26 protein-coding genes are annotated in these 24,961 nt (G+C 28.0%); 20 read left to right on the plus strand and 6 right to left on the minus strand.

Translation table 11 applies throughout. The annotated features are described in order from the left end of the window. Positions 1 to 377: 377 nt before the first annotated feature. The 10 genes from ACUSRV_RS07405 (at position 378) to ACUSRV_RS07450 (ending at position 12,211) form a co-directional block, all read left to right on the plus strand. Positions 378 to 635, plus strand: coding sequence for a Mor transcription activator family protein (locus ACUSRV_RS07405; RefSeq protein ID WP_490141294.1), 258 nt, complete (start codon positions 378 to 380; stop codon positions 633 to 635). A gap of 108 nt (positions 636 to 743) precedes the next feature. Beyond that, positions 744 to 1,607, plus strand: coding sequence for a thermonuclease family protein (locus ACUSRV_RS07410; protein ID WP_490141295.1), 864 nt, complete (start codon positions 744 to 746; stop codon positions 1,605 to 1,607). Between the two features lie 247 nt (positions 1,608 to 1,854). Then, positions 1,855 to 4,293, plus strand: a complete 2,439-nt coding sequence (locus ACUSRV_RS07415) for a type I restriction-modification system subunit M (RefSeq protein WP_490141296.1) — start codon at positions 1,855 to 1,857, stop codon at positions 4,291 to 4,293. After that, complete coding sequence (locus ACUSRV_RS07420; protein WP_490141297.1) at positions 4,287 to 5,498, plus strand: restriction endonuclease subunit S; 1,212 nt, start codon at positions 4,287 to 4,289, stop codon at positions 5,496 to 5,498. The genes ACUSRV_RS07415 and ACUSRV_RS07420 overlap by 7 nt, the downstream gene beginning before the upstream one ends. Before the next feature lies 1 nt (position 5,499). Continuing rightward, on the plus strand, positions 5,500 to 8,535 hold the full coding sequence (locus ACUSRV_RS07425) for a type I restriction endonuclease subunit R (RefSeq protein ID WP_490141298.1): 3,036 nt from the start codon (positions 5,500 to 5,502) through the stop codon (positions 8,533 to 8,535). A gap of 1 nt (position 8,536) precedes the next feature. After that, positions 8,537 to 9,238, plus strand: coding sequence for a M48 family metallopeptidase (locus ACUSRV_RS07430; protein ID WP_490141299.1), 702 nt, complete (start codon positions 8,537 to 8,539; stop codon positions 9,236 to 9,238). 34 nt (positions 9,239 to 9,272) lie between these two features. Next, positions 9,273 to 9,839, plus strand: a complete 567-nt coding sequence (locus tag ACUSRV_RS07435) for a hypothetical protein (RefSeq protein ID WP_490141300.1) — start codon at positions 9,273 to 9,275, stop codon at positions 9,837 to 9,839. 12 nt (positions 9,840 to 9,851) lie between these two features. Next, positions 9,852 to 10,889: a hypothetical protein gene (locus ACUSRV_RS07440; protein ID WP_490141301.1), complete on the plus strand. Its 1,038-nt coding sequence runs from the start codon at positions 9,852 to 9,854 to the stop codon at positions 10,887 to 10,889. A gap of 178 nt (positions 10,890 to 11,067) precedes the next feature. Beyond that, a complete protein-coding gene (locus ACUSRV_RS07445; protein ID WP_490141302.1) occupies positions 11,068 to 11,502 on the plus strand; it encodes a hypothetical protein in 435 nt (144 codons plus the stop codon). Beyond that, positions 11,495 to 12,211: a hypothetical protein gene (locus ACUSRV_RS07450; RefSeq protein ID WP_490141303.1), complete on the plus strand. Its 717-nt coding sequence runs from the start codon at positions 11,495 to 11,497 to the stop codon at positions 12,209 to 12,211. The genes ACUSRV_RS07445 and ACUSRV_RS07450 overlap by 8 nt, the downstream gene beginning before the upstream one ends. 61 nt (positions 12,212 to 12,272) lie before the next feature. On the opposite strand, the gene ACUSRV_RS07455 is transcribed toward ACUSRV_RS07450, so the two are convergent. The 4 genes from ACUSRV_RS07455 to ACUSRV_RS07470 form a co-directional block, all read right to left on the minus strand. After that, a complete protein-coding gene (locus ACUSRV_RS07455) occupies positions 12,273 to 13,292 on the minus strand; it encodes a DUF3427 domain-containing protein (protein WP_490141304.1) in 1,020 nt (339 codons plus the stop codon). Between the two features lie 125 nt (positions 13,293 to 13,417). Then, the gene (locus ACUSRV_RS07460; protein ID WP_490141305.1) at positions 13,418 to 13,639 is read right to left on the minus strand and encodes a manganese catalase family protein; all 222 of its coding nucleotides are present in this window, start codon (positions 13,637 to 13,639) and stop codon (positions 13,418 to 13,420) included. A 19-nt stretch (positions 13,640 to 13,658) separates the two neighbouring features. Beyond that, positions 13,659 to 13,931, minus strand: a complete 273-nt coding sequence (locus tag ACUSRV_RS07465; protein WP_490141306.1) for a spore coat protein CotJB — start codon at positions 13,929 to 13,931, stop codon at positions 13,659 to 13,661. A gap of 2 nt (positions 13,932 to 13,933) precedes the next feature. After that, positions 13,934 to 14,155: a spore coat associated protein CotJA gene (locus ACUSRV_RS07470; protein ID WP_490141307.1), complete on the minus strand. Its 222-nt coding sequence runs from the start codon at positions 14,153 to 14,155 to the stop codon at positions 13,934 to 13,936. Between the two features lie 215 nt (positions 14,156 to 14,370). Here ACUSRV_RS07470 and ACUSRV_RS07475 point away from each other — a divergent pair, with 215 nt between their 5' ends. Further along, on the plus strand, positions 14,371 to 15,246 hold the full coding sequence (locus ACUSRV_RS07475) for a tRNA 2-thiocytidine biosynthesis TtcA family protein (RefSeq protein ID WP_490141308.1): 876 nt from the start codon (positions 14,371 to 14,373) through the stop codon (positions 15,244 to 15,246). A 35-nt stretch (positions 15,247 to 15,281) separates the two neighbouring features. Here ACUSRV_RS07475 and ACUSRV_RS07480 read toward each other — a convergent pair whose 3' ends face one another. Continuing rightward, the gene (locus tag ACUSRV_RS07480; protein ID WP_490141309.1) at positions 15,282 to 15,635 is read right to left on the minus strand and encodes a DUF1294 domain-containing protein; all 354 of its coding nucleotides are present in this window, start codon (positions 15,633 to 15,635) and stop codon (positions 15,282 to 15,284) included. A gap of 100 nt (positions 15,636 to 15,735) precedes the next feature. Here ACUSRV_RS07480 and ACUSRV_RS07485 point away from each other — a divergent pair, with 100 nt between their 5' ends. From ACUSRV_RS07485 to ACUSRV_RS07505, 5 genes are all read left to right on the plus strand, one after another. Then, positions 15,736 to 16,287: a glycerol-3-phosphate responsive antiterminator gene (locus tag ACUSRV_RS07485; RefSeq protein WP_490141310.1), complete on the plus strand. Its 552-nt coding sequence runs from the start codon at positions 15,736 to 15,738 to the stop codon at positions 16,285 to 16,287. A gap of 168 nt (positions 16,288 to 16,455) precedes the next feature. After that, entirely contained in the window at positions 16,456 to 17,283 is an 828-nt protein-coding gene (locus ACUSRV_RS07490; RefSeq protein ID WP_490141311.1) for an MIP/aquaporin family protein, read from the plus strand. 34 nt (positions 17,284 to 17,317) lie between these two features. Then, the gene (gene glpK, locus ACUSRV_RS07495) at positions 17,318 to 18,847 is read left to right on the plus strand and encodes a glycerol kinase GlpK (protein ID WP_490141312.1); all 1,530 of its coding nucleotides are present in this window, start codon (positions 17,318 to 17,320) and stop codon (positions 18,845 to 18,847) included. Positions 18,848 to 19,045: 198 nt separating this feature from the next. Further along, positions 19,046 to 19,573: a hypothetical protein gene (locus ACUSRV_RS07500; RefSeq protein WP_490141313.1), complete on the plus strand. Its 528-nt coding sequence runs from the start codon at positions 19,046 to 19,048 to the stop codon at positions 19,571 to 19,573. Positions 19,574 to 19,711: 138 nt separating this feature from the next. Beyond that, positions 19,712 to 20,728: an exonuclease domain-containing protein gene (locus tag ACUSRV_RS07505; protein WP_490141314.1), complete on the plus strand. Its 1,017-nt coding sequence runs from the start codon at positions 19,712 to 19,714 to the stop codon at positions 20,726 to 20,728. 26 nt (positions 20,729 to 20,754) lie between these two features. Here ACUSRV_RS07505 and ACUSRV_RS07510 read toward each other — a convergent pair whose 3' ends face one another. Beyond that, positions 20,755 to 21,105, minus strand: coding sequence for a hypothetical protein (locus ACUSRV_RS07510; protein WP_490141315.1), 351 nt, complete (start codon positions 21,103 to 21,105; stop codon positions 20,755 to 20,757). 157 nt (positions 21,106 to 21,262) lie between these two features. Here ACUSRV_RS07510 and ACUSRV_RS07515 point away from each other — a divergent pair, with 157 nt between their 5' ends. The 4 genes from ACUSRV_RS07515 (at position 21,263) to ACUSRV_RS07530 (ending at position 24,911) form a co-directional block, all read left to right on the plus strand. Continuing rightward, positions 21,263 to 22,099 carry a DUF166 domain-containing protein gene (locus ACUSRV_RS07515; RefSeq protein WP_490141316.1) on the plus strand — a complete coding sequence of 279 codons (837 nt, stop codon included), beginning with the start codon at positions 21,263 to 21,265 and terminating at the stop codon, positions 22,097 to 22,099. A gap of 186 nt (positions 22,100 to 22,285) precedes the next feature. Continuing rightward, positions 22,286 to 23,497 carry an MORN repeat-containing protein gene (locus tag ACUSRV_RS07520; protein ID WP_490141317.1) on the plus strand — a complete coding sequence of 404 codons (1,212 nt, stop codon included), beginning with the start codon at positions 22,286 to 22,288 and terminating at the stop codon, positions 23,495 to 23,497. Positions 23,498 to 23,725: 228 nt separating this feature from the next. Further along, the gene (gene trxA, locus ACUSRV_RS07525) at positions 23,726 to 24,043 is read left to right on the plus strand and encodes a thioredoxin (RefSeq protein WP_490141318.1); all 318 of its coding nucleotides are present in this window, start codon (positions 23,726 to 23,728) and stop codon (positions 24,041 to 24,043) included. A 16-nt stretch (positions 24,044 to 24,059) separates the two neighbouring features. Beyond that, entirely contained in the window at positions 24,060 to 24,911 is an 852-nt protein-coding gene (locus ACUSRV_RS07530; protein WP_490141319.1) for an NAD(P)/FAD-dependent oxidoreductase, read from the plus strand. Positions 24,912 to 24,961: the final 50 nt, after the last annotated feature.

A 24,961-nucleotide genomic window follows, 5' to 3' on the forward strand; every position in this document is an offset into this window, starting at 1 on the left:
GTATTGAAACTATAGATACTAGACCTTAACTAAAATAAAAGATAAGCCAAGACCGACAGAGGGGAGGTCTAATACAAAGTAACTCTTACAAGAAAATGATGAAAGAAAGATAAAACTATCACTATAACGTTCTTTGTTATTGTGCGGCGATTATCAAAGGTTTTAATATAAATAAATATATAGTATTTATGATGGTCTTTATCATATATACTATATTAACTATTATTAAAATAAGTTCAATTGGTAGATCTAAAAAAACAATATTATATTAATTATTCCATTAAATGGTATAATTAATATAGGCGATTTTAATAGATATTTACTATAGATAAGCTCCGTTTTTACTTTATTTATTTTTTATTAGTAGGGGTGATAATATGTTGGAGTATTTAACTAAAGAAGATATACCGACTTCATTTATAGACATAGTTGATGAAATAGGAATAGATGACTTTATTAAAATATGCAAATTATGTGGAGGTAGTTCGCTATACATACCTACAGAAAATTCACTTGTTAAACCTATTAGAAATAGAGTTATTAGAGAAAGTTTTAATGGTGGGAATTATAAAGAACTTGCAAGAAAGTTTAATGTAAGTGAAGTACAAATACGAAAAATAGTATCTGAGATATAGAAGTAATTTTTTGTATAATGAAAGGGTAGAATATGCTACTCTTTTTTTATGATTAAAATATATAATATAAATGAAAGTATTTATAGATTATTTTAAGGGGGAGAGATTGTGATAACAAAGTTTAAGGATTTATTGTTTATATTAACTATAATACTTGGATTAAATCTAACTGGCTGCTCAACAGAGGATATAGACATATATAATGACCAAAGTAATAATACTACTACTGTTGAAATAACTAATAATGAAAATACATTAGATAATGAAGAATCAGAAGAAGCTATAGTAGAAGAACCATCTAATACAGAGAAAGAACCTCAAAATAATGTAGCTTATAGTATACCTAAAAATGCTAGAAAAGGTATAGTTGTAGATCCTATAGATGGTGATACTGTAAAAGTTAAATTTGAAAATGGAGATGTAGAATCAATAAGAATACTACTTATTAATACACCTGAAAAAAATGAGAAGTTCGGATCTGAAGCTTCAAACTTTGCTTATAAAGAATTAAATAATAAAACAGTTTATATAGAGCCAGATGTAGAAAATAGAGATAAGTACGACAGACTTTTAGGCTATATATGGTATGAAAAAAACGGAGATTTAAAGTTATATAATAGAGAAATTATTTTAGCTTCTCTTGCTAAAGTTGCATATATATATGGGAGTAGAAAGCACTTAGATATTTTAAGTGAAGCTGAAGAAAATGTAAAATATAATGAATCAAACATATGGGAAAAAGAAGGTTATGCAACTAATAAAGGTGATAAATACGATATGAGTGTATATGAATCTAAAGCTCTTAGTAATAGCCCTAATAATGCTAAGGATATAGTTTATACTACAAGAACAGGTACTAAGTACCATTTTAATAAAGAATGTAGAGGATTATCTAGCGCGAGTAAAATATTTGAAGGTACAAAGCAAGAAGCTATAGATTCAGGTTTGAGTTTATGCGGGTATGAGGATTAAAGACGTAACAATCAGTCACGTCTTTTCATTTATATATTATTTAGAGACATTTAATCGTTTATATATTATTTTTATGAGTTTTATACTTCATATATTAATATGTTAATTTTACATAGAATCTTGTTCAGATTGATTATATGTGTGCTTAATAATATAATTTAAGTTATGAAAGTTATATTCTAATAAAATATATATGGACCTGTAAAATTTGATAAATAATAACTTTAGATAAGAAAGGGAGAAAACTATGGCAATCAAAAAAAGTGAATTGTACAGCTCACTTTGGAAAAGCTGTGATGAATTAAGAGGTGGGATGGATGCATCTCAATATAAAGATTATGTATTGATACTACTGTTTGTAAAATATGTAACAGATAAATATAAAAACGATCCAGATTCATTAATTGAAGTACCTGAAGGTGGAAGTTTCGACGATATGGTGGCTCTTAAAGGTAAAAAAGATATTGGGGATGGAATAAATAAGATAATAGCTAAGCTTGCTGAGGCTAATGATCTTAAAGGAATAATAGATGTTGCAGATTTTAATGATCCTGATAAATTAGGTAAGGGAAAAGAAATGCAAGATAAGCTTACAAAACTTGTAGCTATATTTGAAGATAAGTTGGATTTCAGTAAAAACAAAGCTCAAGGTGATGATATTTTAGGAGATGCCTATGAGTATCTAATGAGACATTTTGCTACAGAATCAGGAAAAAGTAAGGGACAATTTTATACACCTGCTGAAATATCTAGAATACTTACAAAAATTGTTGGAATAGATAAATCTACAAGTCAGCAACAGACTGTGTATGACCCAACTTGTGGGAGCGGGTCATTGCTATTAAAAGCCGCAGATAAAGCACCTAATGGTATTAGTATATATGGACAAGAAATGGATAACTCTACAGCTGCACTTGCTAAAATGAATATGATAATACATAATCAACCAATGGCCGAAATATGGCAAGATAATACAATAGCTAGTCCACATTTTATAGAAAATGGAAAGCTGAAAACTTTTGATTTTGTTGTAGCAAACCCTCCATTCTCAACTAAATCATGGAGTAATGGAATCAATCCAGAACACGATATATATGAACGTTTTGATGGATATGGGATTCCTCCAGTAAAAAATGGTGACTATGCTTTCTTGTTACATATAATCAAATCTCTAAAGGGTGATGGTAAAGCAGCCGTTATTTTACCTCATGGCGTACTTTTTAGAGGTAATATTGAAGCTCAAATACGTGAAAATATTGTTAAAAAGGGTCTTATAAAAGGTATTATAGGATTACCAGCTAACTTGTTTTATGGAACTGGTATTCCAGCGTGTATAATAGTGCTTGATAAAGAAAACGCAGAAGCTAGAAAAGGTATATTCTTTATAGATGCAAGTAAAGGTTTTGTTAAGGATGGAAATAAGAATAGATTAAGAGAACAAGATATCCACAAAATAGTTGATGTGTTTAATAATACTATAGAAATACCTAAATACAGCCGCATGGTTCCGAGAACAGAGATATCAAATGAAGATAATGAATACAACCTTAATATACCACGATATATTGAATCTAGCGAAGATGAAGATTTACAAGATATATCAGCGCACTTACTTGGAGGCATACCTAAATCAGATATTGATAGTTTGAAAGAGTATTGGAATGTATATCCAAATTTGAAAGCAGAAATTTTTATTAAAAGTAATAGAGAAAACTATTCTTATTTAGCAATAAAAAAAGAAGATATAAGAAGTACAATATTCAATCATATAGAATTCAAAAGTCATCAACAAAAATTTTATTCAGCCTTTGATGCGTGGAGAAACAACAATAAGTATTTGCTAGAAAACTTATCAAATACTAATAACCATAAAGAATTTATCAAAATTATATCAGAGGACGTATTAGATACTTTTAAAGATGTTGAGTTAGTTGATTATTATGATGTATACCAATGCTTAATGACATACTGGAATGAAGTAATGCAGGATGATGTATATGTCATTACTACAGATGGATGGGAATCTGCTAAGGAATTTGAGTGGATATATTCAGAATCAAAAAAGAAAGATGGAACGATAAAGAAATCAGAAAAGCCAAAGGGATTTGAAGGTAGAATAATTCCTTCAAGTTTAATAGTCGAAAAATATTTTAAACAAGATCAGAATAAAATAGATATCCTTCAACATAAAAAAGATGAAATTATTAAAAAACAAGAGGAATTCATAGAAGCGCATGGGGATGAGGAAGGCTTACTTTCTGAAGTAATAATTGATAATAAAGTTACCAAGAAAAACTTGGAGAGTCGCATAAAACAAATAAAAAAATTACCTGACTATGCTGATGAGCTTAGAGTACTTAACTTATACGGAAATTTAATATCAGAGTTATCATCTATTGATAAGGAAGTTAAAGAATCTAAAATAAAATTAGAGAAGATGGTTATTAAAAAATATAGTGAATTAACAGAAGAAGAAATTAAAGAAATCGTTATAAATGATAAATGGTTTAGAAAAGTATATGATGATATAGAAGTATTATTGGATGAGTTATCTCAAAAACTTTCAGAAAGAATTATAGAACTTGCTAATAGATATGAGGAGACTATTCTTATGATAGAATCTGACGTAGAAGGATTAACCATTAAAGTTGAAGATCACTTAAAAAGGATGGGATTTACATGGTAATAAATAAAAGAATTCCTGATGGGTATAAAAATACTGATGTGGGTATTACACCTATTGACTGGGACGTATATACAATTGGAGATATTGTTAATTACACAAAAGGCTATGCATTTAAATCATCTGACTATACAAATTATGGAACTCGGATAATAAGAGTGAGTGATACTACACATAGCTCAATAAAAGATGAAAATCCCATATTTATAAGCAGTGATAATATAAATTTATATAACAAGTGGCAGCTAAAAGAGGAAGATATAATTTTATCGACTGTTGGATCTAAACCTCCCATGTATGATTCAATGGTCGGAAAAGTTATTAAAGTTGACAAACAATATGAAGGAAGTTTGTTAAATCAAAATGCAGTTTTACTTAGAACTAAGGATAATAGAATATATTTACAAATGTTATTATATTATAATTTAAAAACTAAAAGGTATTTAAATCATATAGAAAAAATATTTAGAGGTAATGCAAATCAAGCGAGTATTACATTAGATGAAGTATTTAAATTTCAAATAGCATTACCTAAAAGTATTGATGAGCAAAAGGCAATTGGTAGATGCCTTTCTGACATAGATAACCTTGTTATATCAATAGAAAAGTTAATAGATAAGAAGAATAAGATAAAAGAAGGAACAATGCAGGCACTCCTTACAGGTACAAAGAGGTTAGATGGATTTAATGATAAGTGGAATCTTGTTAGATTTGGAGACGTATTAGAAATTGCTCATGGAAAAATTCAGCATAATGTAGAAGTTAACAATGGTAAATACCCTATTTTAGGTACAGGTGGAGTGATTGGAAAAAGCAATAGTTTTCTATATGATAAGCCATCTGTATTAATAGGAAGAAAAGGAACAATTAATGTACCACGATATATAGATACTCCATTCTGGACAATTGATACATTATTTTATACGAAATTAAAAGAATCGGTAGATCCGAAATTCATGTACTATTTATTTTGTATGATAGACTGGTTATCCTATAGTGAAGCGTCAGGAGTACCAAGTTTGAGTTCTAAAAATATTTTATCGATTGAATTCAAAAAGCCTAACATAAGTGAACAAATAGAAATATCTAGAATTTTATCTGCTATGGATAAAGAAATAGAATTAATTGAGAAAAAGTTAAATAAATACAAAAATATAAAACAAGGAATGATGCAAGAACTTTTAATAGGTAAAAGGAGATTGATATAAAGTGAGTAATGTAGGCGCAAAAGAGCGTATTACACAAAATAGAATAGTTAAATTATTTAGAGATCAGCTTAAATATGATTATTTAGGTAGCTGGCATGAAAGAAATAATAGTAATGTTGAAGAAGATATATTAAAAAAATATCTAACAAAAAGAGGATATAATAAGGAACTTATAGATAAAGCTATTTATGAGTTTGTTCAAGTTGCAACCAATCAAAGTAAAAGTTTATATGACGTAAATAAAGAAATATATAGTTTATTACGCTATGGTGTAAAGGTCAAGACCGGTGTAAGTCACAATAAACAAACTGTATTTTTTATAGATTGGGAAAAACCATCAAATAATAAATTTGGCATAGCAGAAGAAGTTACAGTAAAAGGCGAAAATACGAAACGTCCTGATATAGTACTTTATATAAATGGAATAGCTATTGGAGTATTAGAACTTAAACGAAGCACTGTTTCTGTATCTGAAGGTATAAGACAAAATTTAGATAATCAAAAAAATAGTTTTATACAAAATTTTTTTACTACTATACAACTTGTAATGGCAGGTAATGATACTGAAGGTATTCGTTATGGAGTTATAGAAACACCAGAAAAATACTATCTTACATGGAAAGAAGATAGGGACACAGAAAATGTACTAGATAGACATATTGAGCAAATATGTAACAAAGAGAGAATTGTAGAGATAATTCATAACTTCATAGCTTATGATAGAGGAATAAAAAAGATATGTAGACCTCATCAGTACTTTGGAGTTAAGGCAGCGCAAGAAAGTTTAAATAAAAGGCAAGGTGGAATTGTTTGGCATACTCAAGGTAGTGGTAAGAGTTTGACTATGGTATGGCTTGCAAAGTGGATAAAAGAAAATATAAATAATTCGAGAGTACTTATTATAACTGATAGAGATGAGTTAGATAAGCAGATAGAGAAAGTATTCATGGGCATAGAGGAAGATATATATAGAACTAAAAGTGGAAAAGATTTAATATATACATTAAACTCTACTACACCAAATTTGATTTGTTCACTAATACATAAGTTTAAAAATAGAGAAAATGATGAAGTTGATTATGAGGGGTATATAGAGGAAATTAAAAACAATTTACCTAAGGACTTCAAAGTTAAAGGAGATGTTTACATATTTGTTGATGAGTGTCATCGAACTCAAAGTGGAAAATTACATCAAGCAATGAAAAGTATATTAGGTGATTCAGTAATTATAGGATTTACAGGCACTCCATTGTTGAAAAAAGATAAACAGACAAGTATAGAGATATTTGGGAAATATATTCATACATATAAGTTTGATGAAGCTGTAATAGACGAAGTAGTGTTAGATTTACGCTATGAAGCTAGAAATATTGATCAAAATATCATATCTCAAGATAAAGTTGATCAATGGTTTGAAGTAAAAACTAGAGGTTTAACAGATATAGCTAAAGTAAAATTAAAACAAAAATGGGGAACTATGCAAAGTGTTTTAAGTTCTAAGTCTAGACTAGAAAAAATAGTTGCAGATATATTATTCGATATGGGAACAAAAGATAGATTACAAAATGGTAAAGGAAATGCAATGCTAGTTGCTGGAAGTATATACGAGGCGTGTAAGTATTATGAGATGTTCCAAAATAGCGGATTTAAGAAGTGTGCTATGATAACATCATATAAACCAAATGCTAGTGACCAAAAAGGTGAAAGTATAGATAATGAATCTACTACAGATAAAGTAAAAAAATATGAGATTTATATGAAAATGTTAAATGGAAAATCTCCAGAAGACTTTGAAGAAGAAGTTAAAAAGAAGTTTATAAAAGAACCTGCTCAAATGAAATTGTTAATAGTAGTAAATAAGTTAATTACAGGGTTTGATGCTCCATCTGCAACATATCTTTATATAGACAAAAAAATGAGAGATCATGGGTTGTTCCAAGCTATATGTAGAGTTAATAGATTAGATAATGATGACAAGGAGTATGGATGCGTAATAGACTATAAAGATTTATTTAAAAGTCTGGAGAAGTCTATTTCAGATTATACATCAGAGGTATTTAGTGACTATGAAAAAGAAGATATTGAAGGTTTATTAAAAAATAGATTAGAAAAGGGCAAAGAAAAATTAGATATGGCTTTAGAAAGTATAAGCGCTTTATGCGAACCAGTAGAACCTCCAAAAGATACTATTAATTATAGACATTACTTCGCTAGCAAAAATACAGAAAATGAAGAAGAATTAAAGTTAAATGAGCAAAAGAGAAAAAATTTATATAAGTTTACTGCTAAATTAATAAGAGCTTATGCTAATATAGCTAATGAAATGGAGCAAGCAGGATATACTTTAGAAGAAGCTAAATTAATACAAAATAAAGTTAGACACTATGATAATGTAAGAAAAGAAGTGCAACTAGCTAGTGGAGATCACATAGATTTAAAGTTGTATGAGCCTGCTATGAGACATTTAATTGATTCATATATAGATGCAAGTGATAGTGAAAAGATTTCTGCCTTTGATGATATGTCATTAATTGAGTTGATTATAGAACGTGGCGAAGATGCAATTAACCATTTGCCTGAGGGAATTAAAAAGAATAAAGAATCAGTTGCAGAAACTATTGAAAATAATGTGCGTAGAGCAATAATAGATGAAACACCTACAAATCCAAAGTATTATGAAAAAATGTCAAAATTGCTAGATGAATTAATTCAACAACGTAAAGAACAAGTGAAAAATTATGAGCAATATTTAAAAGAAATAATAGAGTTATCTAAGAAAGTTAAGAAAATTGAAGGATCAAAAGACTACCCAAAATCTATAAATAAAAAGTGTTTGATGGCCTTATATGATAATTTAGATAGAAATGAAGATTTAGCTTTGGTTATTCATAATGAAGTATGCAAATCTAAGCTGGATGGATGGAGAGGAAATAAGATTAAAACAAAAGCAGTACGAAATGCTATAAAAAAATATATGAAAAATGAGGAAAAGGTAGATTTTATACTAGAAATAGTTAAAGAGCAAGGAGAATATTAATATGCATAAAATTAGTATAGGCGATATAGAAATTGACGTAATTAGAAAAAATATTAAAAATTTACACCTTGCAGTATATCCGCCTGAAGGTAGAGTACGTATCGCTGCTCCTTTAAGATTTGACTATGAGGCTGTTCGTATGTTTGCTATATCAAAAATAGCTTGGATAAAGAAGCAAAAACTAAAATTTGAAAAGCAGGAGAGGCAGCCAGAGCGAGAATATATTTCAGGAGAAAGTCATTATTTTAAAGGTAGTAGATATTTATTAAATATAGTAGAGACTAAAAATAGGAATAAATTGGAAATAAGAAATAAGAAATATATAGATCTTTATGTAAGAGTAGATAGTACTAAAGAACAAAGAGAAAAAGTTATGATCGAATGGTATAGAGAGCAACTAAAAAAGGATATAATGCCAATAATAGAGAAATGGCAAAATGCAATAGGTGTAGAAGTTAGCTCTTGGAATGTTAGAAAGATGAAAACAAAATGGGGAAGTTGTAATATAGAAGCTAAACGTATATGGTTAAATCTTGAGTTAGCTAAGAAGCCAACTCGTTGTTTAGAATATGTTATAGTTCATGAATTAGTTCATTTATTAGAACCGAATCATGGAGAAAGATTTATAGCTTATATGGATTTATATATACCTCAATGGAGAAACATTAAGAATGAACTGAATAATTTAGTCTTTGATATATAAATGAATTATATAATAATCGATTTAGAGGAGTTATATGAGTGAAGATAAATATACAAATGAAAATTTAAATTATAATAAAGATGGTTTCATCGATATAAATAAAAAATTAGTAGATCATTATGTAGAAATTAGAGAATATAAAGAAGAGTTAGACAGGAAGCAGAGACATATAGATAATATAATTATTAAATACCTAGAAAATACAGAATTAGATTACTTTGAAGGAGACTATTGTTCTGTAAAAATAGAATTCAAAAATAATAAAAGTCTCAACAAAGATTTTATTACCAAATTAGTAAAAAGTGAGTACAAGGAAGTATTGGATTTAATAGAAGGGAAGCGATTATTAGAGTATCTAGCAAATAATAGTGATGCTATGAGTCACTATAGAAAATACGTTAATGATAGAAGTAAATATAGTAAAAAGAGTATAATAGATTTTTTAATAGAAGATAAAAGAGTTGATTTACTGAAAATTGATTTGGATAGTATACATCATATATATGAGAACGAAACCTCTGAGGATAATAAAAGCCTGTTAAAATCTATTATAGAAACAAATCAAGAAAAAGTATTGGTTTATGACTATATAGAAGATTAGCGGAGGTATTATATGAGATATGCTGTATTGAATAGAATGGGAAGTAAAAGTTTATTTAAAAGAGGTATACACGAAGTTCTAAAATATGAAGGAGAAAAGCTTATATTAGGGTATGGATATTTAGATTCAAAAGTAATAAGTGGATCATACTCTATAGATAAGTCATTTATAGATAATCTTAATAAGTGGAAAAGTGATGGAGATAAAGAAATTATTATAATAGGAAGTAATAAAATCTACTATGATGACTATATAAATGCTGCCTTATCTATAAAAAAGGAATTTTCAGATATAAAAATAAAAGTAATTATTAAAGATGAAAATATATATAACCGAGTAAGATATAGACAATACCATAAAAAGTTAGCTATTAAATTTACTAATAGTAATAAAAGATTAAGACCAAGTATAGCTTTAATTGGAAGTAGTAATTTAACTAAACCTACATATGTAGATAAAGACTATAGTCAAGAGGTTGATATATTATTATGGAATGGATTTATTATAGAAAGCACTAAAGAGGCAGGAATATTAAAAAGAATTGGTAAGAATGAAGAGTACATAGACAGATATAAACAATTAAGCAGTTTGCTTGAAAGTAGTAAAAATATAGACCTTGGATTGGAACTTCAGTTAGAAGATGTAATTTATGAAATTAATAACTATAGAGATAATGGATTTAGTTTAAAATATATAAATGAAAATAATTATAAAGACATAGGTAATGATATAGATATTGACCAATTGAAGGATATTATTAACTCGGCTCACGATATCGAAGTAATAAAAGATTCATTACTTTGTTTTTACAGATATGCACAATATAAAATAGAACAACAAAATCATAGTTCGTATTTCGAAAATCAATATGATAAATTTAAAAAATTAATTGACAAGTCTAGCAAAGAAGAAATTGTAGATGCACTTGAAGATACAAAATCACATTATAATTATTTTAAAAAATATACATTTAAAAATAAGATAAATGGTGTGGAAGTATATGAAATACTAAAGCAGATCTTGTCTCTTGTAGAGGAAGAAGCAAAATAAGAAAATATTTTGAATGACGCGTGATAATGATGAATTGGCGCGTCATTTTTATGTAGTTAGATTTTTATTGAAATATATTTTATATATTAGTTTAATTAGTTCTAAATTATCATAAATGAATTATTTTATAATAAACAGGATAAAATCTTAGCTATAGCGTTATATAAGGAGGAGTAGTATGAAGTGGTTAAAAGTAGAATCAATAGATGAATTGAAACAATTAGGAACTATTGAAGAAGTAGCCGAGAAAATTAATTCAGAAAGTACCAATTTATTCAATATAGATGGGTCAAGCTGGGAATCAATATACAAGGGTATACAAAATATAAAGTCTTTTATGATAAAGAATTATGTTTATCTATCTAAATCTAAGAACCAATATTTTTATTCAAAAGAAGCTGAACTAATATATTATTTATTAGAATTAGATGGTGAGATTAGACTAAGAAAGCTAAATGTAAATAAAGGTCATTACTATGATAAAAAAAAGGCAAGGGAATGGAGAGATAGTATAGCAAAAATAATTCATCCAGATAAATGTAAACATCCTAAATCAGAAGAAGCTATGGAAAAGATAAATCAGATATATAAGGGGATGACAAAAGATGTATAATTATAATTACCCAACGAATAACTATACACCATTCAAAGGCACTGATTATTCTAGGCCAATACAAAAAGAAAATATGAATTTAAACACTGTTACTGAAATAAATAATGCATGGGAAGGTTCTACTATAATTGATCAAAGAGGTTATCTCTGGATTAGCACTGATAAACTACATAGTATACTGAGAACAGATAAGGCGAGTGCAAGATATTATGCTGAGCTTATACCAGAGATGGACAAGACTTATTTTGATAATAGACAATATATAAGAGTATATAAAATAGCGGAAATTTTATATAAAAAAATTGAAGAAGCAGGCGTAGGATCAAGAAGAAATTATCTAGAATATTCAGAACAGGTTAGTAAAAACATAAGAGATTCAGACAAGGTTCAGCTTATAGCAGCTAAGTATAATAAGTTAATGGATGAAACGAAGAAAAATTTAAAGAAACAAAGAATGAATAAATACTCAATAGAATATGATGAGTTGACCGATGATATATTAGAATATAGTGAGTTTTCTCATATAAGGAGTTATTCTATATTTCCGATGTTATATGACAATGTAGAAAATGGACTTATAGTAAATCATACTACTCATGCGATTATAACCCGTGCAGGTATACAAGATGAGGATCAGTTATTACAATTATGCATAGATAATGAATGGAATACAGAATGGTACTATAAGTACAAAGAAATATTTGCTTAAAAAGCTTCTTGATAACAAGAAGCTTTTTAATTTTTAGTAAAGGAGATTTCTATTTATTTATCTATTTATTTATTGTAGCCTCAAAGCTAGTAGGCTTTAAATCACAATAAGAAACGAGGGAGCCTTCTTTTATAAAAAGCTTTCCGGAGTTAGTAGTTTTGTCATAATCATAAATTCTATATAAATAATATTGATCCGAGTATTTTTTAGAAAAATTTACTTCACCACTAGAAACGTAAAATTTAGAATAAATATTACCTTTTGTAGTTTTAACTTCGATATATTTTTCCCTACCATCCAAGCTATAGGAAATGATATCAAATCTTGCAGCATTTCCATATTTGTCGCGACTTGATTCCACCTTATTTGCTAATAAAATTTTGCCAGCGGCAATTAGCATTTCTTTCTCATATTTTATAACAAGTTCTTCACCACAGTTACCGTTAATTGTATTTGATTTATTTTTTTCATCAAAGTCTATATCGATTCTTTGAAAATCATCGCGTGGAAGACCTTGTTTACTTGAAGGGAAAGTTTTAGGGGCGGTAACTAAAGTTAAAGAGTTTTTATTAGCATTTTGAGCAAAGGGATTATGTTGGTTTTTTATATCAGATAAAGAAAGATCTAGTTTTGTTGCTCTATTTATATCTAGATCCCAATCTATTATTTTCCACTTAAAGTGTACGGGATTACTACTTGTAGCATCGTGACATAAATAGGATAATCTTCCTAAATATATATAGTCTTTTTCACTTTTATTTTTTCTAACAAATAAATGAATATCATTTAAATCAGAATCATGATCAATAAATTTAATAACAGTAGGGCTATGTAAATCATGCTTGTTTTGAGTTTCCCATGTTAAGACACCAGATTCAGATATTGAGTCATTATAATTATATTGATTATGTGTACGGCCTTTTTCTAAAGTAACAAAAAACACAAAGTTGCTTTTATCAGTTCCATAACTAATTATACCCTGAAGCCCCCATGTACCTGTTCCAGGTGAAAATGGAGTATCTGGTGAAAATATATCATGTACATTTTCTCTTGTATATCTAGTATATCTCTGCAGTTTCATAGATTCCCTCCTGAATTATTTATATTAATAATAGTATAACAAAACTATAGTAAGATAACTTAACATATTTAATAGAATTATATAGACATAAGAATTAAATAAAAGATAATTAACTCTGAAATTATTTAAATGTAGATATAAACTATTTCAATTAATACATATATGGTTTTAGACAGTAAAGGATTTCCTTTTCCAGTAGGCATTGTATATCTTTGACTTAAATATCTTATAGCTGCACTTAGTTCTCCATCTGGTCCTCCAAATTGAGTTATAAGGTATTTAGCCATTTCTATATCTTTACATTTTATATTAACTGGATGTTGTAATTTCTTTTCGTAAATCCACATAAAACTTTGACCCTCCTATTTATTGATTATGATAATATTCTGGTTCCCAAGGCCAAGGCTCTTCTATCCATTGCCAAGGATATTTACTTAGAGAAAAGCCAAAGTTTAATAATGGGCCATAATAACTTTCGTAGGTGCATTTTAATTGAGCAAGCTGATTTGCAAATGAGTTAAAAGTCGCAAGCGCATTTTTATCATCAGGATGAGTATCTAGATATAAGTTCATATCTAAACATACAAATTCAATTTGTTGTATTTTTTTCAATAATTCACATCTATTCATAGCAGCCATTATTATCTCCCCCCATTCTTTTTATTCTTGTAGTTAGAATCTTTAAGATATATTTCTGGGAATGGGTGTTGGTATAAAAGATATAATTCTGGGAATATAGTTCCACATTTTAACGCTGTTTTAGGATCATACATTTTATCAAAAACTTGATTTTCTACAAATGGTCTGGCTAAGTTATTATTGCCAGTTCCGCATGTATTACATTGATGGTTATTATATTTCAATGTCTATTCCTCCTTGCTGATATTAAGTAGACTAGCTACCTAATAATAGATTATGAGAATAGGACAAATTTGTTACAGCTTTGTACAAAAAAATTAAAATGATAAGTTTGTAACTAATTGTTGAAAATAATATATTTTATGATAAAATAAGTTTCATGTGTAATGTAAAATATATATAGTAATTTCATTTATAAATATAAAACCGAGGTGATAAAATGAGCAATTTAGCTGGAAAGGGCTGTGAAATTATAGTTCCCTTTGATGAAAGACAACCGCTTAAGGATATTGAGAAAAGTGTTATAAAAAAATATAGAAAGCATTTATGGTCTAAATTTATAAAAGCTATAAAAGATTTTAGCTTAGTAGAAGAAGGAGATAAAATAGCTGTAGCTATATCTGGAGGTAAAGATAGTTTGCTTATGGCTAAGTTATTTCAAGAATTAAAAAGGCACGGGCAAATTAATTTTGAACTAGAGTTTATAGCCATGGATCCAGGATATCATAAAGATATAAGACAATTGCTAATAGACAATTGCGAGTATTTAAATATACCGATACATTTGTTCGATTCTCAGATCTTCGAGGTAGCAGATAGAATAGCTCAAGATTATCCTTGCTATATGTGTGCCAGAATGCGTAGAGGAGCACTTTATAATAAGGCTCAGGAGTTGGGGTGTAATAAACTTGCCCTTGGCCATCATTTTGATGATGTTATAGAAACAACTATGATGAATTTGCTATGTGCAGGTAATTTTAAAACTATGCTTCCAAAATTACATGCAACAAATTTTGAAGGGTTAGAATTAATACGTCCGTTATACTATGTTAGAGAAGAAAATATTATACGTTTTATACAAAACAGCGGTATATGGCCTTTGAACTGTGCTTGTATGGTTGCTGCTAAAAAGACTGGCAATAAAAGACATGAGATAAAGGATTTAATTAATCAATTAAAACCTAATTTCCAAGATGTAGAAAAATCTATTTTTAAAGCAGCTCAAAATGTAAATATGGATGCTATATTAGGTTGGCAAAAAGATGGAGAGAAATATTCATTTTTAGATTTTTATGATCATGAAAATAAAGAGTAAAAGCAGGATTAGTTTCCTGCTTTTTTATTACAAAATTATATTAATTTAAAGTAATATAATACAAAAGCTATATGAATAATTAAAAACAAAGGAATTAAAATCTTAAACTTTGTCTTACGGGTTTTGTGATGAAAAACCTTCATGCCAGTATAAGCTCCAAATGGTCCTATTATTCCAAAAAAAATTAATTTGTTTTCAGAAATTCTCCACTTATGACTAATTGCATTGTTTTTGTCTATCTTATAAATAATAAAAGCTAGGATATTAAAAAACAAATAAAATAAAAACAATAGGTTATTTTCATATATCATCTTATATAATCCCTTCTTATATATAATGTATTGTAATAATATATATATTATTATAATATAGATATTAATTATATGCATTTATATTTAATTAGTGTATACTTATATAGAATATTTTGTAGAAATATGTTAATATTAAAATACATAAAACAATATAAATAGAAAAATTGGGGGTGTACACTTGAGACAATTACTTGAAGATAATCCTATTATAGCTGCAGTAAAAAATTATGAACAACTTAAAAAAGCTATAGATTCAGACTGCGAAGTTATATTTTTACTTTATGGAGATATATTGAATTTAAAATATAATATAGATTTAGCTACAAAAAATGATAAACGGGTATTTGTACATTTAGATATGATAACTGGAATTTCACCAAATCCTATAATAATAGATTATCTAACTGAAAATTCAAGTGTAGATGGCATAATAACAACTAAAACAAATATAGTAAAAAGGGCTATAGAAAAAAATGTAAAAGTAATACAGAGATTCTTTGTATTAGATTCTATATCTCTTAATAATATAATAGAAAGTTTACATAAAGTTACTCCTGATGCTATAGAGCTAATGCCAGGTATAATGCCTAAGGTTATTAAAAAAATAAGAGATAATGTAGATATTCCTATAATAGTAGGTGGGCTTATAGAAACTAAGGCTGAGGTAATGGACGTTTTAAAAAGTGGAGCATTATCAGTATCTACAAGTAAATTGTATTTATGGGAATAAATATTCTGAAGATTTAAAAAATATTTTATATTAAATTGAAAATAGTTTTATTATATAGTATAATGTATATAAATTTAATTAATTTGGCAGGAGAAGAGAGAGCCGTTTATACTTTAAGTATTAACGTGCTCTTCTTTTTTTGTAATAAAGAAAAGAGGAGAATTGAGTATGAAAAAAACTTTGCTAGGAGAATGTATTTCTGAATTTATCGGTTCCTGGATTTTGATATTTATAGGGGCTGGATGTGTTGCATCTTTAGTTTTAAATGGTGCTACAGTAACTCAATGGGAAATAAGTGTCATATGGGGGCTAGGAGTTACAATGGCCATATACCTTACAGGAGCTGTATCTGGAACACATATAAATCCTGCTGTTACATTAGCACTTGCCGCATTTAGGGACTTCCCTAAAAATAAAATAATTCCTTATATAGTATCACAAATATTAGGATGTTTTGCAGGTGCTGCTACTACTTATATGTTATATAAAGATGCTTTTTTAGAATTTGAAGCAGCTAACAACATAGTTAGAGGTAAAATTGAAAGTTTAGCTAGTGCAGGAATATTTTCAACTTATCCAAAATCATATTTAAACAACTTTGAAGCTCTGCTTGTAGAGATAGTTATAACGATGTTTTTAGTTATGGTAATATTTGCAGTAGGGGATGAGAAAAACTCAGCAGCTCCAAAGTCAAATTTAGCGCCAGTAATGATTGGTTTAACTATTGCTATTATAGGATCAAGTTTTGGTAGTTTAACAGGATTTGCAATGAACCCAGCAAGGGATTTCGGTCCTAAGTTATTTGCATTAATGTCAGGATGGGGAAGCACTGCCCTTGGAATAAACAATTATTTCTGGGTACCTATTGTTGGACCTATTATAGGGGCATATATAGGTGGATTCATTTATGAAAAAGGTATCAGAACTTACTTAACAAATGAAATAATAGAAGAAAAAGAAAATAATCCTGTGGAAAACGATTTTATAAATGTATAGCATTTTATTTATATATTAATGAGGAGGAGAAATTATGGAAAAAAAGTATATAATGTCTTTAGATCAAGGAACTACTAGCTCAAGAGCTATATTATTTGATCATGATGGAAACATAGTTGGAGTTGCTCAAAAAGAATTTACACAAATATATCCAAAAGGTGGTTGGGTAGAACATGATGCTATGGAAATATGGGGAACTCAAATAGGAGTTGTAAAAGAAGTTCTAGAAAGAACTGGCATAAAGGCAGATGAAATAGCTGCAATAGGTATAACAAACCAAAGAGAGACTACTGTTGTTTGGGATAAAAATACAGGAAAGCCAATACATAACGCTATAGTATGGCAGTGTAGAAGAACTGCATCTATTTGTGATGAATTAAAAGATAGAGGATTAGAAAAAACAATAGGAGAAAAAACTGGATTAGTTGTAGATGCTTATTTCTCTGGAACTAAGATAAAATGGATACTTGATAATGTTCATGGAGCTAGAGAAAAAGCAGAAAATGGAGAACTGTTATTTGGGAATATAGATACTTGGTTAATATGGAACTTAACAAGAGGAAAAGTACATGTAACAGATTATACTAATGCATCAAGAACAATGATATACAATATAAATGAATTAAAGTGGGATGAAGAGTTATTAAAAGAACTAGATATACCAGAAGTTATGTTGCCAGAAGTTAAACCATCAAGTTATGTTTATGGAAGCACATCTCCTGAATTATTTGATGGAGTACAAATACCTATAAGTGGAGATGCAGGAGACCAACAAGCAGCACTATTTGGTCAGGCATGCTTTGAAGAGGGTATGGCAAAAAACACTTATGGAACAGGATGCTTTATGTTAATGAACACGGGTGAAAAATTAGTTAAATCAGATAATGGACTTTTAACTACAATAGCATGGGGAGTAGATGGAAAAGTTGAGTATGCATTAGAAGGAAGTATATTTATAGCTGGTGCCGCTGTTCAATGGTTAAGAGATGAATTAAAAATAGTATATAATGCAGAGCAATCAGAATTCTATGCTAATTCTGTAGAAGATACAAATGGAGTATATGTTGTTCCTGCTTTTACAGGCCTAGGTGCACCATATTGGGATATGTATGCTAGAGGGTCTATAATGGGGTTAACACGCGGTTCTAAGAGAGAACACGTAGTTAGAGCTACATTAGAATCAATAGCTTATCAAACTAAGGATGTTTTAAATGCAATGCAAGAGGATTCAAAGATAGAACTGAAGGCTCTTAAGGTAGATGGTGGAGCATCTGCTAATAATTTCTTAATGCAATTTCAGTCTGATATATTAGATGTTCCTGTAAATAGGCCAAAAGTTATAGAAACTACTGCATTAGGAGCTGCATATTTAGCAGGACTTGCAGTTGGGTTCTGGTCTAGTAAAGAAGAGATTAAAGCAAAGTGGAATGTAGATAAAGAATTTATGTCAGATATGAGTGAAGTGAGAAGAAATAAGTTATACAGAGGATGGCAAAAAGCGGTAAAAAGGGCTTTAGAATGGGAAAAAGAAGATTTAGAAGAACTTTCAGGAGCTGAAGCTTAAAATATTTAATATAAATTCTAATATTAAAAAATAACGACTAAGATATCTTGGTTGTTATTTTTTTTATTACAAAGTTTAATTGTATAAATATTCTTTTAATTTAAAGGAATTTTTATTTAGTATGATGAATTATTATATACAAAGTAGAATAAATTATATTATTATTATTTTTTTTTAGTTTATCAAGGGGGGGATTCTGTGTCAGAAATGTTGAGCAAAATGCAAGAAGATATAAATTCATATAAAATAGAGTTAAACGTTATTGAACATTGTGTAAAAAGAAATATAAATAGGGCACAAAATAAGTTCAGAGGAAAAAGTGTAAAAACCATTGAAGACACTAGGTACATTCTATCAAAAGCAAGGGATGAAATAGGATTCATAAGAATGTTTAATATATTAAATAAAAATATAAATACTACATTAAAAGAAAATATGGAATCTCTAGAAATAGATTGCAAGGAGCTAGATTATGTACCTTATAATATATTAGAACGTGAATTGGGGCTAATAGAACAATATTGCCAAATAGACATATTAGAACATATAAAAGATTATGGATCTATATATGAAAAGATAAATATAAGTATATCTTTTGATAATATAATAGATAACTTTATTATCAAAGTAGAAGAATATACTAATATATATATAAAACATATAAATAAGTATTTAGAAGAACAAGAACAAAATATAAATAAGCTAAAATTAGCACAAAGCTTTTAGTAATATAAGCTAGGGATTTTTTGATCTCTAGCTTATTATTTTGAGATAATTATATTATTAGTAGTAAATAACTGAAAAAACTAATATAAAAGTGATACAATATAAGTAATAATAACTTCATATAGAAAGGAATGTATTATGAAGAAAGTATATATAGATTTTGAAATGAATATGCCAAGTAATAAATGTAGAAGAGATATATTAAATGCAGATATAATAGCTATTGGCGCAGTTATGTACGATGAGATTACAAAAGAAACAAATACTTTTAAATCTCTAATAAAAACTGTAAGTAATCAAGGTATATATGAGCATATACAAGAATTAACAGGTATAGGGAATGAAGATATGAAGTATGCCCCAAGTTATGAGAAAGTTATGAGAGATTTCAAGAAATGGTTAGGGAATCTAAATAATATAGAAGGGATATACACTTTTGGAAACTTAGATTTAACTTGTTTTACACATACAGACAGAAGAAGTGCAGATAAATACAATCATCCTAGATTTGTAAATAATATAAAAGGCATGTTTATAGATCTAAAGGAAAAGTATATGGATTATGGCATAAAATGTATAAATTATATATCTTTAAAGAACTTATTGGAGTATGCAAATATAAAATTTACTGGAGATGTACATGATCCACTAGCTGATGCTTACAATTTATTAGTTTTAGACGAAGTTTTAAGTGAGAATGAGGAACTACAAGAATTATTTATAATAAAAGATGTTATAAAACCTCCTTTTACGGATATAAATCCTGAAATTGAAATTTATTTTGAAAACTATAGGAAGGCACTAAATAAAGATAATATTCAAAATGAGTTAAATGATCTTTCAATAGAGATACTGAAAATATTTAGGGACTATCTAGTATTAATAAAAGATATAGACATTAATAATATAGATGATATAAGAGATATAAACAGGAAAATAAATGTCTTTGATAAAATTAAAAATATAAATAAAGGTCAATTTGATTTACTAGTAGACGTATATTGGGATATGGTAGAATTAATAGAAGATTTAATGTTATATAAATTAAGTTATGAAGAGTATACATTAGAATTACAAAAGATAATAGATTGGTATGAAGAAGATATGAAATCTGAAAATATAAATATTATATCCTATTTACAAGAGAGCTGTTGATTTTATACCATCAACAGCTATTATTATTAACAATAGTATTTGCTACAATCTAATACATAACATATATCGTATTGTTCTCTTTTACATTTTATTTTATCATAATCAAATGATGTTATTTTTATTACATTATTTATGCAAATATTAATAGATGAATGATTAATATCGCAATTGCACTTTAGTTCTTTTAGAATATCTCTTTTTATATTATCGATCACGCAAGTAAAATTAAATCCTTCCTCTATGCTTTTTACTACACCTTTTTTAACTTCATTGACTTCATATCCAAAAATATTATCACAATATTTATTATTTAAGTTACACTCATCTATATAGCAAGAAACATGTACCTCGAAGTAATAATAAGACATACAGTCCATAACTCAACCCCCAATAAATATATTCTATACATTATATTAAATATATTATTTTTTTATAACGTTATCATTTAAAGACTTTTTGTACCTTATGTTACGAAGTTAACAAAATATGTTTGATATAATATAATTGGGAAAATATAAAAAATAGGGGGTAACTATGGAGATATCTATTATATGTTCTAAAAAAAGCGATAAACTTCCGAAGAATTTGTTTGAAAAGAAGCAAGATACTAGGTTTGCTAATGTTAAGTTTATACCACATATAACTGATGATAAAGAAGCATGTACAGTTTGTGGGAAAAAATGCTTTTGGTGTAGAGGAAAATACAACTTGGATTTTTCAAAAAATATAGCTGAGATTGTATATTTAGACGATGTAAATCCTTTATTTTTAGATAATCCAACATCGTATCTTTCTTATACTCTTAAAAAAACAGATTTACTTATAGCTATAGGAATACATGAAGACATATTAGTAGAACTGCCAAGGCTTATGAAAAAAAGTAATATAAGAGCACTATTGGTTCCTTGTGAAGATAGCAATTGGATCAGTAGATGGAGCCGAGAAGAAACTATAAAAGAATGTATAAAATATGGAATTCAATATGATTTTCCTAAGCCATTTTGTGCTCTAAAACATGGGAAATTTAATATAATAAATGAATTTATAGATGAATTTAAAGTAGGAAAACCTAAATTTAAATTCTATGTAGATGATGAGGATATAATAAAAAAGGTAGATGTAATTATATCTGCACCATGTGGAAATGGATATAATGTAGCTAAACATCTGGTCGGCAAAAAATTAGGAGAAGAAGCTAAAAAAACTGTTGCAAAATACTGGCACAGTTATCCATGTATGGGAGGAATGAAAATAGACCCTGAGATAGGGGATACTATACTACATATAGGTGGATATCTTCATTATAATGCACTTGAAAAAGCAGAAATAGTGAAAAAAAATAATGTTTTATTAGAAGAAGAGATGGCTTAAGACATCTCTTCTCTTGTATTTTCTTCTTTTTATGATTGAATTCGATACAAAAGTATTTCTCGGGAAATATTCATTTAAAATTAGACAAAATAGTCAAACAAATAAAGATAAATTGTCATATTATATAGCGCATCTTTTTAAGACTTTTATCCTATATATTAATAATAAAGTTAAAAAGAGGTGGGTATGTTGTTTGATGAGGTGGATATATTATTGTTCGATGTTGTACTTATATCTATGGGATCGCTATTATTATGCTTATTTATTATATTGCCTATAAGAAGGATAATACATAATAGCAAAATGAAGAAAATAAATAAGAGCATTAAAAAGGCTCAAGAATTATCTAAAAAAAATGAACAAAATGAAATTATTGAGTATGAAAATGGAGATAAATATAGGGGTGGGTTGCTAGAATATCGCCCTCACGGAAATGGAACTTATTATTATAATGATGGAAATATATACAAAGGTGAATTTAAAAACGGCAAAAGACATGGGCTAGGAACCTGTTTATTTAAAAATAAAGATAGATATATAGGGTTATGGAAAGAAGATAAAATGGATGGCATAGGAAAATACATATATTTAAATGGGGCAATTTATGATGGAGATTTTAAGGATGATAAAATGCAGGGATTAGCAACGTATACATATATAAATAAAGACATGTATAAAGGAAAGTTTGTAAATGGAAAAAAAGAAGGCATGGGGACTTTTACATCTTCAAAAGGAAATAAATATATAGGTCAGTGGCATAATGACTTGCAAAGCGGACGTGGAAGATATATATATACAAATGGTTCGAAATATGAAGGAGAATTTAAAGAAGGAAAAAGAAATGGAATAGGAACATTCACAAATTTAAATAAAGAAACATATACAGGATATTGGAAGGATAATGTACCGCATGGAAAAGGAACTTATATATACTCAAATGGAGATAAATATGATGGAGATTTTGGATATGGATATAGAAAAGGCAATGGAACATTAATATGTTCAAATGGAGATAGATATAAAGGGCAGTGGAAAAATAGTGTCCCTAATGGAAAGGGAACATATATTTATTCTAACAAAGATCAATATAATGGAGAGTTTAAAGATGGGAAAAAACATGGAGAAGGAACATTTATATCAAAAGATAATTATAAGTATGTAGGAAGTTGGGCATATGACTTTAAGTGTGGAGAAGGAGTATATTTATTTGAAGATGGAAGTAAATTAGAAGTTATAATAAAAGAATTAGTTATAGAGCAAGGAAAATATTTCGAAAAAGATAGTGAAAAATTAAGATATATTAATAATTTAAATATAAGTGAGAATGAAATGAAAGTAATTAAAAATATAAAAAAATATAGACCTAAAAAAGATTTTAAACCCCTTGTATATCAATAGAAAATAACATTTATAAATTATAGATACAATAATATACAAAATATGTTAAGATTTAAAAGTAAAAAACATATATAAAATAAATTTTTTGTTAAATACTAATGATATTAGTGTATATATGAAATAGATACTCTAAAAAACACATAATATTTATATATTACGATATTGACGTATATATGAATTAGAGGTATCTTATATATAAGATAAATATTTTATTTAGGAGGGCTAATTATGGCAAGAGTAATAAATACTAACGAATTTCAAACTGAGGTTATAAATAATAATGGTGTTGTTTTAGTTGACTTTTTTGCTACATGGTGTGGACCTTGTAAAATGGTAGCTCCTGTACTAGATGCTCTAAGTACTGAAATGGAAGGTAAAGTAACAATATTAAAAGTTGACATTGATCAGAGTATGGAACTAGCACAACAATATAAAATAATGAGTGTTCCTACTATGATGGTATTTAAAGGTGGAAAAGCAGTTGAGACTATAATGGGATTCCAACCAAAGGAAAGCATAAAAGCTAAACTAGAATCTCACTTATAAGATTGAGGTGGTACTTATGAGATACGATATAGCTATAATAGGTAGTGGTCCAGCGGGGCTTTCTGCTGCTATAAATGCTAAAATAAGAAATAAAAATATAATAGTATTCGGATCAAATGAATTAAGTTCTAAAGTTACTAAAGCACCAAAGGTTAATAATTATTTAGGGCTCCATGATATAAATGGAGAAGGTCTAAAGAATAGCTTTAAAGAACATATAGATAAAATGGATATAAATATAACTGAAGAGAGAGTAAATAATATATATGCTATGGGCGATTATTTTACAATAATGGTAAACGATAAGATGTATGAATCGACTTCTATAATACTAGCAACAGGAGTAGAATATACAAAGCCTATAAAAGGTGAAGAAGAGTTCTTAGGTAGAGGTGTAGGATATTGTGCTACTTGTGATGCACCACTATATAGAGGGAAAAAAGTTGCTATAGTAGGTTATAATATAGAAGCAGAAGAAGAAGCTAATTTCTTAAGTGAAATAGCATCAAAGGTTTATTATGTACCTGTTTATAGAGGCGATTATAAAATAAATGAAAATATAGAAATAATAAAAGATTATCCTCTAGAAATAACAGGAGAAAATTTCGCTGACAAACTAGTTCTTAGAAAAAGTGAAATAGACATTGATGGCGTATTTGTTTTAAAAGACAGTGTATCACCTAAACATTTAATGCCAGGTGTTGAAACTGAAAATGAGCATATAAAAGTCGATAGAAACATGAAAACAAATATAGAGGGATGTTTCGCAGCTGGGGATTGTATTGGTAAACCGTATCAATATATAAAAGCTGCTGGCGAAGGTCAAGTTGCAGCATTAAATGCAGCTTCCTATTTAGATAAAAAATAAATATAATATAAACGCAAAAACCCTTACATTGAAGTAAGGGTTTTTGTGTT

The sequence above is a fragment of the Sporacetigenium sp. TC11 genome (assembly GCF_058146105.1).